This is a genomic window from Marinimicrobium koreense, assembly GCF_003762925.1.
Taxonomy (GTDB): domain Bacteria; phylum Pseudomonadota; class Gammaproteobacteria; order Pseudomonadales; family Cellvibrionaceae; genus Marinimicrobium; species Marinimicrobium koreense.
In genome coordinates this window covers 1433909-1446546 of record NZ_RJUK01000001.1, presented here as the reverse complement: position 1 = coordinate 1446546, position 12638 = coordinate 1433909, and the positions used below count along the sequence as shown (strand labels likewise).

The 12638-nt window shown below is 57.8% G+C and carries 16 protein-coding genes; 12 read left to right on the top strand and 4 right to left on the bottom strand.

Annotated elements, in window-relative coordinates:
* The 8 genes from EDC38_RS06310 to EDC38_RS06275 all read left to right on the top strand — a co-directional run bounded on the left by EDC38_RS06310 (position 1) and on the right by EDC38_RS06275 (position 7847).
* Positions 1-570 carry a hypothetical protein gene (locus tag EDC38_RS06310; RefSeq protein ID WP_123637767.1) on the top strand — a complete coding sequence of 190 codons (570 nt, stop codon included), beginning with the start codon at positions 1-3 and terminating at the stop codon, positions 568-570.
* Positions 571-711: 141 nt separating this feature from the next.
* Positions 712-1116 carry a type II secretion system protein gene (locus EDC38_RS06305; RefSeq protein WP_123637766.1) on the top strand — a complete coding sequence of 135 codons (405 nt, stop codon included), beginning with the start codon at positions 712-714 and terminating at the stop codon, positions 1114-1116.
* A 24-nt stretch (positions 1117-1140) separates the two neighbouring features.
* Complete coding sequence (locus EDC38_RS06300; RefSeq protein WP_123637765.1) at positions 1141-1560, top strand: type IV pilin protein; 420 nt, start codon at positions 1141-1143, stop codon at positions 1558-1560.
* Between the two features lie 23 nt (positions 1561-1583).
* Positions 1584-2042 carry a pilus assembly FimT family protein gene (locus EDC38_RS06295; RefSeq protein ID WP_123637764.1) on the top strand — a complete coding sequence of 153 codons (459 nt, stop codon included), beginning with the start codon at positions 1584-1586 and terminating at the stop codon, positions 2040-2042.
* Positions 2026-2505 carry a prepilin-type N-terminal cleavage/methylation domain-containing protein gene (locus EDC38_RS06290; protein WP_123637763.1) on the top strand — a complete coding sequence of 160 codons (480 nt, stop codon included), beginning with the start codon at positions 2026-2028 and terminating at the stop codon, positions 2503-2505. The genes EDC38_RS06295 and EDC38_RS06290 overlap by 17 nt, the downstream gene beginning before the upstream one ends.
* The gene (locus tag EDC38_RS06285; protein WP_123637762.1) at positions 2505-3278 is read left to right on the top strand and encodes a PulJ/GspJ family protein; all 774 of its coding nucleotides are present in this window, start codon (positions 2505-2507) and stop codon (positions 3276-3278) included. The genes EDC38_RS06290 and EDC38_RS06285 overlap by 1 nt, the downstream gene beginning before the upstream one ends.
* 19 nt (positions 3279-3297) lie before the next feature.
* Positions 3298-3699, top strand: a complete 402-nt coding sequence (locus tag EDC38_RS06280) for a hypothetical protein (protein WP_123637761.1) — start codon at positions 3298-3300, stop codon at positions 3697-3699.
* A gap of 905 nt (positions 3700-4604) precedes the next feature.
* The gene (locus tag EDC38_RS06275; protein ID WP_170162863.1) at positions 4605-7847 is read left to right on the top strand and encodes a DUF6701 domain-containing protein; all 3243 of its coding nucleotides are present in this window, start codon (positions 4605-4607) and stop codon (positions 7845-7847) included.
* Between the two features lie 264 nt (positions 7848-8111).
* Here the strand turns inward: EDC38_RS06275 and EDC38_RS06270 are convergent, their stop codons facing one another.
* Complete coding sequence (locus tag EDC38_RS06270) at positions 8112-8636, bottom strand: glycine cleavage system transcriptional repressor (RefSeq protein WP_024460661.1); 525 nt, start codon at positions 8634-8636, stop codon at positions 8112-8114.
* A gap of 71 nt (positions 8637-8707) precedes the next feature.
* On the opposite strand from EDC38_RS06270, the gene EDC38_RS06265 reads away from it, so the two are divergent.
* The 3 genes from EDC38_RS06265 to rlmM are packed head-to-tail and all read left to right on the top strand — an operon-like array spanning position 8708 to position 10618.
* The gene (locus EDC38_RS06265) at positions 8708-8938 is read left to right on the top strand and encodes a YheU family protein (RefSeq protein ID WP_123637759.1); all 231 of its coding nucleotides are present in this window, start codon (positions 8708-8710) and stop codon (positions 8936-8938) included.
* Positions 8931-9566: an alpha/beta family hydrolase gene (locus EDC38_RS06260; RefSeq protein ID WP_123637758.1), complete on the top strand. Its 636-nt coding sequence runs from the start codon at positions 8931-8933 to the stop codon at positions 9564-9566. The genes EDC38_RS06265 and EDC38_RS06260 overlap by 8 nt, the downstream gene beginning before the upstream one ends.
* Positions 9563-10618 carry a 23S rRNA (cytidine(2498)-2'-O)-methyltransferase RlmM gene (gene rlmM, locus EDC38_RS06255; protein ID WP_123637757.1) on the top strand — a complete coding sequence of 352 codons (1056 nt, stop codon included), beginning with the start codon at positions 9563-9565 and terminating at the stop codon, positions 10616-10618. Before EDC38_RS06260 ends, rlmM begins: the two co-directional genes overlap by 4 nt.
* 12 nt (positions 10619-10630) lie before the next feature.
* On the opposite strand, the gene EDC38_RS06250 is transcribed toward rlmM, so the two are convergent.
* Both EDC38_RS06250 and EDC38_RS06245 read right to left on the bottom strand, forming a co-directional pair.
* Entirely contained in the window at positions 10631-10921 is a 291-nt protein-coding gene (locus EDC38_RS06250) for an antibiotic biosynthesis monooxygenase family protein (protein WP_123637756.1), read from the bottom strand.
* Positions 10922-10998: 77 nt separating this feature from the next.
* Entirely contained in the window at positions 10999-11379 is a 381-nt protein-coding gene (locus EDC38_RS06245) for a hypothetical protein (RefSeq protein ID WP_123637755.1), read from the bottom strand.
* 150 nt (positions 11380-11529) lie between these two features.
* Here EDC38_RS06245 and tusA point away from each other — a divergent pair, with 150 nt between their 5' ends.
* Positions 11530-11784, top strand: a complete 255-nt coding sequence (gene tusA / locus EDC38_RS06240) for a sulfurtransferase TusA (protein ID WP_123637754.1) — start codon at positions 11530-11532, stop codon at positions 11782-11784.
* Between the two features lie 64 nt (positions 11785-11848).
* Here tusA and EDC38_RS06235 read toward each other — a convergent pair whose 3' ends face one another.
* Positions 11849-12547: a hypothetical protein gene (locus EDC38_RS06235; protein WP_024460654.1), complete on the bottom strand. Its 699-nt coding sequence runs from the start codon at positions 12545-12547 to the stop codon at positions 11849-11851.
* Positions 12548-12638 lie beyond the last annotated feature (91 nt).

The window sequence follows — 12638 nt, the reverse complement described above, 5'->3', positions numbered from 1 at the left end:
ATGAGCCGAAAATCCCAGCGGGTGTTTGAATGGTTGTTGATCGCCACGTTGATCGGCACCGTACTGGTGTTCGCTTTGGGTCTGTATGGCCGCATGGCCGGAGATGTGCAGCGGCTGAGTTTTGAGCTGGCAGCCCAGAACTTCAAAACGGCGGTGTCCGGAGTGCGGGCTCACTGGTATATTCAGCGGGCACAAGGTGAGACAGAGCGGGATGTGGTGGTATTCAGCGAGCTGCCGACGATTCCTGTGGGGCTGGAAGATGCCTCGGACATCAGGGTCTACCTGAACTCTCAGGGCTGGCCGGTGAACACCCGGTCCCGGCGCGAGGCCGCGGACGGTCGTCTTGATCCCGAGGAGTGTCTGGATCTTTGGCGGGCGTTTCTGCATCAGGCACCGCCTGTCAGCCTGGAGGGGGCTTTGGCGCCCAATGCGGTCTTCGGGGTGGCCAAGGTGGGCGAGGGGCGGGAAAGCGCCTGTCGCTACCGTCAATTGGTTGACGATAGTGGTCGTCGATATTTTGACTATCTTCCGTTTGATGGACGGGTTTTGCTCAGCTCGTCACTGGAATGACGCTTTTTATCGGTTTAAGTGTTGGCATGGAAGTTGAATTCACCTATATTAGGTGAAAACATGCGCCAAGTGCGGAGTTCGGCGCCAGTAGTGGTTTTTACAGGTTTTACAATAACTCATGACCCTTAATGGAGTTCTCTTATGAAACAACAATCCGGTTTTACTCTGATCGAACTGATTGCGGTAATCGTTATCCTGGGCATTATCGCTGCTGTGGCGGTGCCGCGGTTTGTGGATTTGTCGGATGCGGCTCGTGAAGCGGCTGTTGATGGAGTCGCGGGCAACCTGGCGAGTGCCAGTGCATTGAACTATGCTGCAGCGGTCGCCTCCGATGCGGGGATACAGGATGCGCCAACTCCAACTACGATTGAGAACTGTACCGATGCGGCCGCTTTGTTGGAAGGTGGAGCCTTACCCGCAAACTATGAGATCGAGTCCCTGACGGTTGGTGATGGTGCAAACGTGACATGTACCGTTCACTCCCCCGATGTGGCTAATACCGAGGCTGATGCGGACTTCACCGTTTATGGTGTTGCGGCACCGTAATCTAATTTTCTCGGGGACGCCTGAGTGTGCCGATCTAAGGGTTTCACTCTAGTTGAGTTGGTGGCAGTCATTACTGTTTTGGCAGTTTTGGCTGCATTTTCGCTTCCCAAGCTGATTGATTTCTCATCGTCCGCGAAGAGGGTGGCAGCAGAGGAGTTGGCAGCGACTTTGTCGACCGCTAGTTCTTCCAATTTGGCTACCTTCATTTTGAGGGAGGCGTATCCGGCGACTATTTCCCAATCGGCATTCCCAATGAACGCCTGCGGGAATGCCCGTTTTCTGTTGGCAACCGGCTTACCGACAGGCTATCGGATTGAAGCGGCCGGGTCCGGCGATGGCACGGTATTGCATATGGCTACTGTTCAGTGCGACGTTGTTGATGAGTCGAACACCGCTATCCGCGCCAGCTTTACGCTTCACGGAATCAACCCAAGCAGCTCCTAACGTCCTCTGCAACAGGTCCGACCATGCCCTCAGCGTGCGCAATGTACAATGGCCGGAAGTCATCGGGTTTCAGCCTGATCGAGCTGATCGCAGTGATCATCCTGCTGGGTATTATCAGCGTGGTGGCGCTGCCCCGTTTTTATGATACCGACGCTGCAGCGATCCAATCCGCTCGCGACCAGGTCCTGTCTGCTTTCTTTACCGCGCAACAAATAGCCATGGCCCGTGCCAGTACGAGCAATACCATTCAGGTAACCGTTGTCACGTCCGGTCTGAATGTGACGGAAAATGGCACTCCCGTGTCCGCCACCGGTGGAACCTACCCACTGACACTGCCCGAAGGTGTCGCCATTACGGTCGGCACAGGCACCTATTCCTTTGATAAATTGGGCCGGACCGATCCGGGACAGATTGTGCTTGCCCGCGGTTCAACGTCGGCCACTGTGCGTGTGGAGGCCAGCGGCTATGCCTATACGCCTTGAGCCAATTCGCCAACGCGGCGTCACCCTGATTGAGCTGATCGTTTTTATCACCGTGATTGCACTGGCGCTCGGAGCCTTGCTGGGCGTCTATCGATATTCGGTGATCAACAGCGTGGACCCGCTGGTACGGGTGCGGCTGCTGGAATCCACCCAGTCCCGACTGGATGTGGTGTTGGCACAACCCTACGATGCCAATACGCCGCCTGGCGGAGTGCCGGCCTGCGACAGTCAGGCCCCGCCGGGGCGTCCGACACCGCCGGTCTGTGCCGATGCGGGAGGTGTCAGCAGCTTTGATGGTGACACCGATGCACCGTATCCTGGATACAACCGTACCGTCGCGGTTGAATTTGCGGGGAGTGAGTTGGGGCTGACCAACAACCGCTGGGCCAAGCGGATTACAGTGACCACCACCGCGCCCAGCGGTGAATCACTCACCCTCTCAGCCTACAGGACAAACTTCTGATGTGCCGGTGCCGGTCACGACAAGCCGGGTTTTCCCTGGTGGAATTGATCACGGTCATCGTGGTGCTTGCGCTGGTGGCCATCATCGGCACCGGCTTTATCGTCAGTGCCACAGATAGCTATCGGCAAACCCAGGCCCGGGCGGCACTGGTCAATACCGCCCGACAGGCGCTGGAGCGGATGACCCGCCAGATTCGCGGTGCCATGCCCTACAGCGTGCGGATTACCAATAGCGGCGACTGTGTGGAGTTTATGCCGGTGGCGGGTGGCGGTATCTACCGTGAGCCGGTGCCCGATGTGGCCAATGGCGCGCCCCCTCACACCGCGATCCAGACCGCGCCGCACTCGGTGGACTTTGGCACCGCGGATTACCTCAGTATCGGAGCGATGGACAGCGGCGAGCTGTATGGCGGTAGTCCGGTGTCGCTGGCGCTGGTCAACAGCCGCACTACCACCGAGGTGACATTCCCCAGCCGGACCTGGCAGCGCAATTCCATTGGACGGCGCTTTTTCCTGCTCAATCAACCCCAGGCCTTCTGCCTGTTTGGTGGTCAACTGCGTTTTTATCCCGCGCAGGATCGTACGGCGGCAAACGTTGATCCTGGCAGTGACTTTGATCTGTTGGCCCGCAACGCTCAGGCCTCGGGCAGTCCCTTCGTATTGTCTGCCGCGAGTGATAGTCGCAATGTGTTGTTGCAGATAAACGTCGCCTTCAGCGAGGGCGGTGAAACCATGATTTTTGAGCAGGAGGTATTGATTCGCAATGTCCCCTGATCTTTTTCAACATCGTGCTATGCGGAAGCAGGACGGCTTTCTGTTGCCGGTTGCGCTGTTTATTATCGTCGTGATGGGTTTTGCCTCCCTGGCGTTATGGCGCACGACAAGCCAAAGCAGTATTGCCAGCGTTCAGGAGGTGGTTACCGTGCAGGCGCTGTACGCAGCAGAAAGCGCGGTTCAGCGAGGCCTGAGTGAATTGTTCTACCCCAATGCCAACGCTCGTCCCCCGGTTGATAATCGCTGCGCTTCACTGAATACCAGTATTGACTTCTCCGGTATCAACGGTCTTAACCTGTGCACGGCACAAGTTCAGTGTGAGCTGGCGGAGCCGGGCTTGTACAACCTTTCCGCCAGCAGTCAATGCGGCAGTGGTCCCACGCGAGCAGTGCGCTCTCTGACGGTTCAGGCGAGGTTTTGATGGGACGCTTCTTCAGTTTCAACACTCGGTTCGCCTGTTTCCAATTTTCGTGCGTCTTAGCACGCTTTCTTCTTTTCATTGGGAGTTTGCTGTTCTCTCCGCTGGCCTGGTCCGTCGCCTGTGACGCGGTATTCACTAACGGAGTTCAAAGTCACTCTTCAACTGGGAGTGTCAATGCAGGTTACCAGGCTGAAATTAACGGTGGCGGTGGTCTTATCTCTACACCAGAACTGATACAGCAGTCCTCGCCGGGGCAAGCTATTTGCGACTCGGGTACGTGCCAGGCAACGGGTTATCCGAGTACCCCGAGCTCCGTTGCTGTTCTTCAAAGCAACGGTAGCTCGGGCTCTGTCACGGCTTCAGGGGGCAATACGAACATTAATGCTGGTCAGTATGTAAATATAACCGTTCCCCAACGGGTGAGAGCTACCTTCAACAGTGAAGGTGGTGAATATCGAATGCGAGCCTTTTCTACTGGTTATCAATCCGAAGTCCGCTTTCGGTCCGGGGATTATTGGATTACTGGTGATATGACGCTTGGTCAGGAAACCGAGGTTACCAAGCAAGGTGGAAACTCGGACCCGGTCCGGATATTTGTCGACGGTGATGTTGTACTTGGTTATGACATGGTTACGTCTGGGTTCAGTCCAGGACAGCTTTTTATCTACGCAACGGGTTCGATCACTGTCAGACAGTTCTCCGCCATCACAGGATTTTTATATGCTGATGGGCTAATAATAACCGAATATCAAGTGGTTATTAACGGGGCCTTATCTGCGGAAGAGGTACAGCTTGCTCAAGAGACTATCGTCAGTTATCCAAGTGCCATAGCACCTGACCTGGACTATACGCCGTTTTGCGATCCTACGGGTGGCACTCCTGCGACCTTAATCGCGGATTGGCGGATGGACGAAGCTGGTTGGAGCGGTACCGCAGGTGAGGTGATCGACAGCAGTGGCAATGGCAATAACGCGACAGCGCAAAACGGCGCTGATACGGCCGATGTTGCTCCGGCGCTTTCAGGCGATCCGGGTACTTGCGGATATGGGGAGTTTGATGGAGTAGATGATTATCTGAGTGTGCCGGGTTTATCCGGAACCCTCAATCGCACCGCCAGCATGGCGTTCTGGATTAAAACCACACAAACCGGCAACTCGACGGCCTGGTCCTCCCCGGCTGTGGCTGGTATAGAGGAGAACGGGGGCGCCGACGATATTTTCTGGGGTTGGTTGAATCCGCAGGGGCGGATTGGCTTGACGGTGGGAAATAATAACACAACGGTTTCGAATGCTCAGGTGAGTACAGGAAACTGGACACATGTGGCGCTTACGCGAAATCACGAAAGTGGTGAGTATCAGATTTTCATCAATGGCGCGTTGGACAGCAGAGGAACCACCGGAACAGGCATTATTGGCAACGGCTTCTCGAGCATTGGTCGAGTAGAAAACACCAGTAGCAGCGTGGCGTTAAATTATCTTCAAGCGCAGCTTGATGAGGTCCGTATTTACGAAGGAGTTCTGACAGAGCCTGAAGTGCAGGCGATTTTTCAGGCCCGACACCCTTGCAGCCAGAGTATTTGTCCGACCGGAACGCCGGTGCCTGGGCTCTTTGGCGAGTTCTATAACAACATGAATCTGGCGGGCGCGCCTGAGGGCACCCGCGTTGATGGCCCGGTGGACTTCAATTGGGGACTGGGCGGTCCTGGGGTAGCCGGGGTGGGCGACGATGAGTTCTCGGTACGCTGGAGCGGACGGTTACACATCACGCAAACAGGCGGCTATCGTTTTCAGACCCGGTCTGATGATGGTGTTCGCCTTCGCGTAGACGGTGATCTGGTCATCGATGAGTGGGCTCCTCAGCCAGCAACCAACGATACCAGTGGTGTTGTGAACCTGGAAGCAGGGCAGAGCTACGATATTGAGCTGGAATATTTCGAGGAATTTATCGATTCTGAAATCCGGCTGCGCTGGGACGCGCCTGGCGCTACGAGCGGCTTTGTGCCGATTCCCGTCGGTAACGCAAATGGCACCGCCACCGGTCTCTATCATTGCCCCGGTAACCGAGTCGACTCCTACACCCTGGTGCACGCCAATAACGGTGTGACCTGTGAAGCCTTACCGGTAGTGATTACCGCCAGGGACAGCGCTGGCAATGCGGTTGTGCCTGCCGCGGGCACAGTAGTGGACTTGCTGGCCGATCCGGTGCCGGATTCGGGAGATACTGCCTGGGTTGGTGATGGCACTTATGTTTTTTCAGGCTCGGAGAACAACTTTACCGCCTTTCTGCGTCAACTCAGCCCGGCTGAGGTGGGGTTGTCGGTGACCGATGGCACAGCTTCCGGCAGCTCCGGCCCGGTGAACTTTGCTGATACCGGGCTGGTGTTTTACGGGGATCGCTCCGGTGGGCCTCTGCCCAATCAGGTGGCCGGCACCGAAGACCTCAATCCGGTCATTCGTGCGGTGCGCACCGATGATGAAACCGGCTCCTGCGAGGCGCGAGTGGACAACCAGACCCGTACGGTGCAGCTGGGCTATGAGTGTATCAACCCCGGCAGTTGCCGTGCGGGCCAAACCCTTAGCCTGGCATCAACCTTCATTCAGGCGAACAATGCCGGTGCAGGTCCGGCCTACTCGCCCGTCTCTCTCGGCTTTGATGACGAAGGCTACGCGGACATTCCGCTGGAGTACTCCGACGTGGGTGATATTCGCCTCTGGGCACAGTTGAGTTTGCCAGAAGAGGGCGAGCAACCGGCGGTGGACCTGGTCGGTCAGAGTAATCGCTTTATCGTCAAACCCCACACCTTGGTCGTGACCGACGTGCAGGGCGCTGCGGGGCAATCCAATCCCGGCGGTACGGGGTCCGGAGCTGGTTTCGTGGCGTCGGGAGAGCCCTTCTCAGTGCGGGTCGAAGCCCGGAATAGCAATGGCGCAGTGACTCCCAACTTCGGCAATGAATCGCCAGCACAGAGCGTCCGTCTTGAACTGAGTGAATTGGTTTACCCCTCGGGCGGCAGCCTCGGAAACCTGGGCGGTGCAGGGAGTCTGACTCGCGAAGATAACGGCGTAGCGCTTGGCGATGGGGTGAGCTGGGATAATGTGGGCACCATTACTCTGGAACCCCGCTTGGTCGGTGACGATTATCTCGGTGCAGGCGACTTGGTGGAAGTGACCGAAAGTGATCCCGTGGGCCGGTTTTATCCATACGACTATACGCTGAATGGAAGCACCGCCAGCGATGCCTGCGGACCCTTCAGCTATATGCATCAGGCTGCGATCGACCTGTCCTATACCGTCAGTGCCCGCAACCTGAATGGCGCTGTGGTAAGCAACTACGACGATACCACTCTGGCGTATGCGGGCACCGCGAACCCTGGCTACGTCGCCGAAAACGATGACGCCGCCAATGGCAGCGAATTAAGCGGGAGGGTTCAGGCGGAGAACGAGGCCGACTGGAGCGGCGGGGTGCTCACAGTAACTGATTCTAGCGCCGCTTTTCTAAGAGCATCCAATACACGCCCGGATGGTCCCAGGGCGGACTTGCAATGGGGTTTGACCCTGATGGATTCACTGGATGGCCGTCCAATGGTAGACCTGGACATGAATGCCAACACCAGCGGTGACTGCGCAGCAGCGGGAAACTGCAGCGCAGTCGCTCTGGGTGATCCGCTCAACCTGCGCTTTGGCCGGCTCCGTTTGAATGATGCCTTTGGCCCCGAAGTCGTTGACCTGCCAGTGCCTTTTTATACCGAATACTGGAACGGTTCAGAATTTGTCCGCAACGTCGATGACAGCTGCACCCGCATTCCCCGAGACGCGATCAATTACCAGCCCACCGGCGACCTGGTGGACGACAGCAACCGGACGGTTCCCATTGGTGGCGGCAGCACCACGGGTCAATACGCCGATCTCGACGGGGTGGGTGTCAACTTCAGCAGCAGTGATGCCGATCATTACTTCACCGCACCGGGGGAGGGCAATACCGGTTCGTTCGATATCGAGCTTGACCTGACCAACCGCCCTTGGCTGCGCTTCGACTGGAATCAGGACGGTGATTTTCTGAACGATATTCAGATGCCGCCGGCGAACATCGGTTTTGGTTCTTACCGGGGGCACGATCGAATCATTTATTGGCGAGAGGTTCTGGAGTAGGGCGTGCTGAGCTTTAAGGTTTTCGGTGGATGACGCGCTTCGCGCTCCGAGACGTCGGACCGATCCACCCTACGGGTGCTGAAGTTCAAATGTGGCACCGAGGTATCAGCGAGGAACACCTATTGCAGACTCTCGGAGGCATGGATGCCGACGAGAAGCCCCCAAGGATGGGTTCACGGCGGGTCTGCAATAGGTGTTCCTCGCTGATACCGGAGCGTGACGAATGCACCGATAAGGCTTTGTAAGTGATACTACATGGGTATCCTACGGTTGGTCCTCTTCCAGACGGATATCAATCGCCAACTGATCCGCAATGGAATCCAGATCATCGTGTAGCTCGTCCATATCCACCGACTCCGGAACCTCAATCACGCCGTTGGCCTGAAACAGTGGCTCGCCGGACCAGGGCATGCTGGAATAATCGGTTTCCAACTCGCCCATATTTATGCTGCGTTCGGCGAACGCTTGGGCGATTTCCAACACGATGCCGGCGCGATCCGGCCCCGCCACGGTAAAGCGGAAGGCGCGGAAGGGCGCGCGCTCGGTGGCTTGTGCGGATTCCACCACCAGCTTCAGCCCCTGTCCGCCCAGCGCCTGCAGGGCGGCGGTCAAGGGTTCGCGCTGCGCTTCGGGCACCGCAACCTGTACAATACCCGCAAACTTGCCGGCCAGGTGCGATAGGCGACTTTCCAGCCAATTGCCCTCGTGCTGCTGGATAATCTGCGCCAGTCGCTCCACAATGCCCGGCTTGTCGTCGCTGATCAGCGTCAAAATCAAATAGTGTTGCATCGTTGTCATCCACTTCAGAGTTGTTATGCCACCATTGTGGCGCAACCCCGGAAAAAAGTCATTGTGAAGCCATGATCATTCCCCATCAGCAAGTATCCGCCGACGCCCTGCGAGGCCTTATTGAAGAGTTCATCACGCGTGAGGGCACCGACTACGGCTGGGAGGAAACCAGCCTGGAGCGAAAGGTACAGCAGGTACAAGCCCAGATTGAGCGGGGCGATGTGGTGATCGTGTTCGACCCCGCCACCGAAACCGTCAGTCTGCTTCCGGAGCGGGATGCCCGGGAGTTCGGGGATGACTGACTGGCTGAAAAACACCCCGCCGAACCCGTCGGCCCGCTTGCTGCTGGCCCACGGGGCGGGCGCGTCCATGGACAGTGACTTCATGAACGCCATGGCCGAGGGGCTCTGTGCCCGGGGCGTTGACGTCTGGCGGTTTGAGTTTCCCTATATGGCCGAGCGGCGGAGTGGGGGCAAAAAGCGGCCACCCAATCGCCAGCCCGAGCTACTGGAGGCGTGGCGCGAGGCGATGGCGTCCGCGAGACCAACGGCACTTCCCCTGCTGATAGGCGGCAAGTCGCTGGGTGGGCGGATGGCCAGCCTGGTGGCCAATGAGCCCGGGGTGTCGGGCCTGGTTTGCCTGGGCTACCCCTTTCATCCGGTGGGCAAGCCGGACAAGACCCGTCTGGAGCCCTTACAGGCGGTTCAGGTAACGACCCTGATAGTGCAGGGTACTCGCGATGCGCTGGGTAATCGGGACGAGGTCCGGGCTTATGATCTACCGGCGACCCTGAACTGGCTCTGGCTGGACGATGGTGACCACGACTTCAAACCGCGAGTGAAGTCCGGGTTCCGTCAGCAACAACATTGGCAGTCGGCGATCGAAGGTATCGTCGACTGGATCGATCAACACTGGGGAGATCGCCCGTGAACCATCTGTTTTTACATTGTCGGCCCGGTTTTGAAAAAGAGTGCGCGGCAGAAATCCAGGAGCTGGCGACCGCCGCCGGTGTGTACGGGTTTATCAAAACCCGCGAAGGGCAGGCCTATGTGATCTACGTGACCCATGAGCCCGACGGTGCGCAGAGGCTGGTGGGGCAACTGCATTTTATGGATCTGGTGTTTGCCCGGCAGTGGTTCGTGACCACTGCGCCGCTGGCCAACCTGCCCCCGGGGGATCGGGTCGGGCCGCTGGTGGAAGCGGCCCAGGCGCTTCCCGCCGCCCGCTCCCTGGTAGTGGAAACACCCGATACCAATGAGGGTAAAGAGCTGTCGACGCTCGGTAAAAAGCTGACCTCACCCTTGATGGCCGCCCTGAAAAAGCAGCGCCTGGTGGACCCCAAGAGCCGTTGGCACTGGCATCTGCTGGTACTGTCCGGCCAGTGTATGTACCTCGGCGTCAGCCCGGTGGACAACCGCGCCGCCTGGCCCATGGGAATTCCCCGCCTGCGTCAGCCCAGAGAGGCCCCGAGCCGGGCCACGTTGAAATTGGAAGAAGCCTGGCATCACTTCATCCCAGAGTACGAGTGGGATGTTCGCCTCGCCGGCGGGCTTAGAGCGGTGGATCTCGGGGCGGCGCCGGGGGGCTGGACCTGGCAATTGGTGCGCCGGGGCATGTTTGTCGATGCGGTGGACAATGGCCCCATGGCGGAGTCACTGATGGAGTCCGGCCAGGTCACTCATCATCGGGAAGACGGTTTTGTCTATCAGCCGAAAAAGTCGGTGGATTGGCTGGTCTGTGATATTGCCGACAAGCCGGCACGGGTGGCGAATATGATTGCGCTCTGGGTCAGCCAGGGCTGGTGTCGGGAGGCGGTATTCAATCTGAAGCTGCCCATGAAGCAGCGCTATGCCGAAGTGGCGCGCTTGCGGGAGCGAATCGAGCAGCAGTGTGAAGCGGCGGGGCTGGATGTGGCGCTGGCGTTCAAGCAGCTGTATCACGACCGCGAAGAAGTGACCGGCCACATCATGCGGTTGCGCTGATTGTGCGCCTTGCTAGACGGGATTCTTGTCCAGCAAGGTGATTTTTTCAAAGTCCGCGAGCGTCGGATTTAGCTGGTTCATGACCTCGTGACGCTCGTCGCTGTAATACCAGCGTTTCCAGTCGTGCAGGGAGCGCCACTTGGACAGCAGGTAGTGGTGGTTGGGCCGCTGCAAGTCCCGCAGGGTTTCACCGCTGAGAAATCCTTCGGCCTGATAAGCGGATTTGAGCGCTTTGCGCGCGGCCATTTCGTAGGTACTTTCCATTCCGTCGGCAATGTGGCGTTCAACGAGCACGTAGATCATGAATGATTCCGGCTAATGAAAATAAAGGCGTTAAAAGCGCTATTCTAGCGCCCGCGCCCGGGAATGCAAAGCGCGCGTCAATGCCACTGGCTGGGCGGACTTTCGTTGCGCTGCAGAATCCACTCCGCCAGCGCGACCCATTCATCCAGCAGCTCATGCAATAACGCGACGCGCTCGGGGTGGCGTTGATGGTCGTGCAACGCCTGTTGCCCCAGAGCCGTCAGCGCTGCGAGTATTTCTCCAACCGTTTGCGCGTGGAGGTTGCTGAGCAATTGGCGATTGAGTGCGGCGCTGGTGATTTCTGCGGTGGTTGGGGCCGGCGCTGAGGGGAGAGACCTCAACGCCTGCTGTATGGCTTGCGCAAGATTCGGGTTATCATGGCGCAGTAGATGAGAGGTGATGGCCAGAGCAGTGGGCGTTAAAGCACTATGTGCAGTATGGCGATTGGGTGACGGCATAAAGACTACCCCTGTAAAACTCGACGCCTCGGTTCGCTGAAACAGCGCTTCGCTCCTGCGGGCGGATCTCCTACTTCAAGTCTAGCAACGAAGTATGTGCTTTACCGGCAAAAGCCGAAAATTTCGTCTTGATGATAACGGGAAGGGTTGATGTCTGATCACAAAGAACGTCCGGGGACCATTCACAAAGCGTTGGACGCCCGGGGCCTGGTATGCCCGGAACCGGTCATGTTGTTGCATCGGGCGGTGCGTGAGGTCGCGGCGGGTGAGGTGATCGAGATGATTGCCACCGATCCATCCACGGAGCGGGACGTGCCCAAGTTCTGTCTGTTTCTCGGGCATGAGTTGGTGCTGGAAGAAAGCGAAGGGGAAGAGTACCGGTATTACATCCGCAAGAGTGGCTGACTCAGGTAGGTCGGGTTAGCGCGCCAGCGCGTAACCCGACAAGATCCACTCAAGTCGTCTTGAATCAATACCCATCAACCAACAACGAAATTGCCGCCAAAGCCTCCGGATCTTCCGCCTTGATCTTGTTGGCGATCTGGTGCTGGAAAAAGTACCGGAATTGATCGCTCTGCTGGGCCGGATACAGGCAGGCATCGCCCGGCAGGACCGGGGTGCTCACGATCTTGTTCATGTCGGTGAGCATGCCGTAAATGCTGCCGTCATGCTGCAGACGCCAGCTGATGACTTCAACCAGGTTCAGTTTGTTGGTTTCTTCGGTGGCGAGCACTGCGTGGGTGCCAATGGTATCCGGCAACTCCTGAACGACATCGTCGTCGTTCTCACATTGGAGCTCGTAATACTCCGCCGCCGTTTCCAGTTCGACCACCTTGTGGATGGGGGCGTCGAAGAAGACATCATCAATGCCCGGATCGTAATACCCTTCCCACTGGCCGTTGAGCGGGTCGCAGATGTCCGGGCAAGCCACGATATCATTGAGCCAGGGCACCAGACCCACCACCTCGCCATTGGCGCGCAGACCCCAGCACAGGATTTTCAGGCTGAACAGACGATCGTCGCTGGTATCGTTGGAATACAGCATTTCCAGGCCGTCCAATTCCGGGGCCAGGCGGACAAAGCGCTGATCGTGCAGCTCGGAGAGAGACTTTCCTGTGAAGAGATCAACCACATTTTCCGTGTTGTGGCGCGACTGTGAGGTCTTCATAATACACCTCCCGGCTGAGGCTGGGGCTAACGACGCTAGCCCAGGAGACACCGATGGTGAAAGACTGGTTCTCGAGCACAGCTCGAGCCTT

What these genes read in the sequence shown, in the direction of transcription:
- EDC38_RS06260 (WP_123637758.1), top strand. Translation starts at nt 8,931, where the DNA reads ATGACTGACTGGCTGAAAAACACCCCGCCGAACCCGTCGGCCCGCTTG.
- EDC38_RS06265 (WP_123637759.1), top strand. Translation starts at nt 8,708, where the DNA reads ATGATCATTCCCCATCAGCAAGTATCCGCCGACGCCCTGCGAGGCCTT.
- EDC38_RS06305 (WP_123637766.1), top strand. Translation starts at nt 712, where the DNA reads ATGAAACAACAATCCGGTTTTACTCTGATCGAACTGATTGCGGTAATC.
- EDC38_RS06290 (WP_123637763.1), top strand. Translation starts at nt 2,026, where the DNA reads ATGCCTATACGCCTTGAGCCAATTCGCCAACGCGGCGTCACCCTGATT.
- EDC38_RS06245 (WP_123637755.1), bottom strand. Translation starts at nt 11,379, where the DNA reads ATGCCGTCACCCAATCGCCATACTGCACATAGTGCTTTAACGCCCACT.
- EDC38_RS06270 (WP_024460661.1), bottom strand. Translation starts at nt 8,636, where the DNA reads ATGCAACACTATTTGATTTTGACGCTGATCAGCGACGACAAGCCGGGC.
- EDC38_RS06310 (WP_123637767.1), top strand. Translation starts at nt 1, where the DNA reads ATGAGCCGAAAATCCCAGCGGGTGTTTGAATGGTTGTTGATCGCCACG.
- EDC38_RS06235 (WP_024460654.1), bottom strand. Translation starts at nt 12,547, where the DNA reads ATGAAGACCTCACAGTCGCGCCACAACACGGAAAATGTGGTTGATCTC.
- EDC38_RS06295 (WP_123637764.1), top strand. Translation starts at nt 1,584, where the DNA reads ATGCCCTCAGCGTGCGCAATGTACAATGGCCGGAAGTCATCGGGTTTC.
- EDC38_RS06280 (WP_123637761.1), top strand. Translation starts at nt 3,298, where the DNA reads ATGCGGAAGCAGGACGGCTTTCTGTTGCCGGTTGCGCTGTTTATTATC.
- EDC38_RS06285 (WP_123637762.1), top strand. Translation starts at nt 2,505, where the DNA reads ATGTGCCGGTGCCGGTCACGACAAGCCGGGTTTTCCCTGGTGGAATTG.
- tusA (WP_123637754.1), top strand. Translation starts at nt 11,530, where the DNA reads ATGTCTGATCACAAAGAACGTCCGGGGACCATTCACAAAGCGTTGGAC.
- EDC38_RS06250 (WP_123637756.1), bottom strand. Translation starts at nt 10,921, where the DNA reads ATGATCTACGTGCTCGTTGAACGCCACATTGCCGACGGAATGGAAAGT.
- EDC38_RS06275 (WP_170162863.1), top strand. Translation starts at nt 4,605, where the DNA reads ATGGACGAAGCTGGTTGGAGCGGTACCGCAGGTGAGGTGATCGACAGC.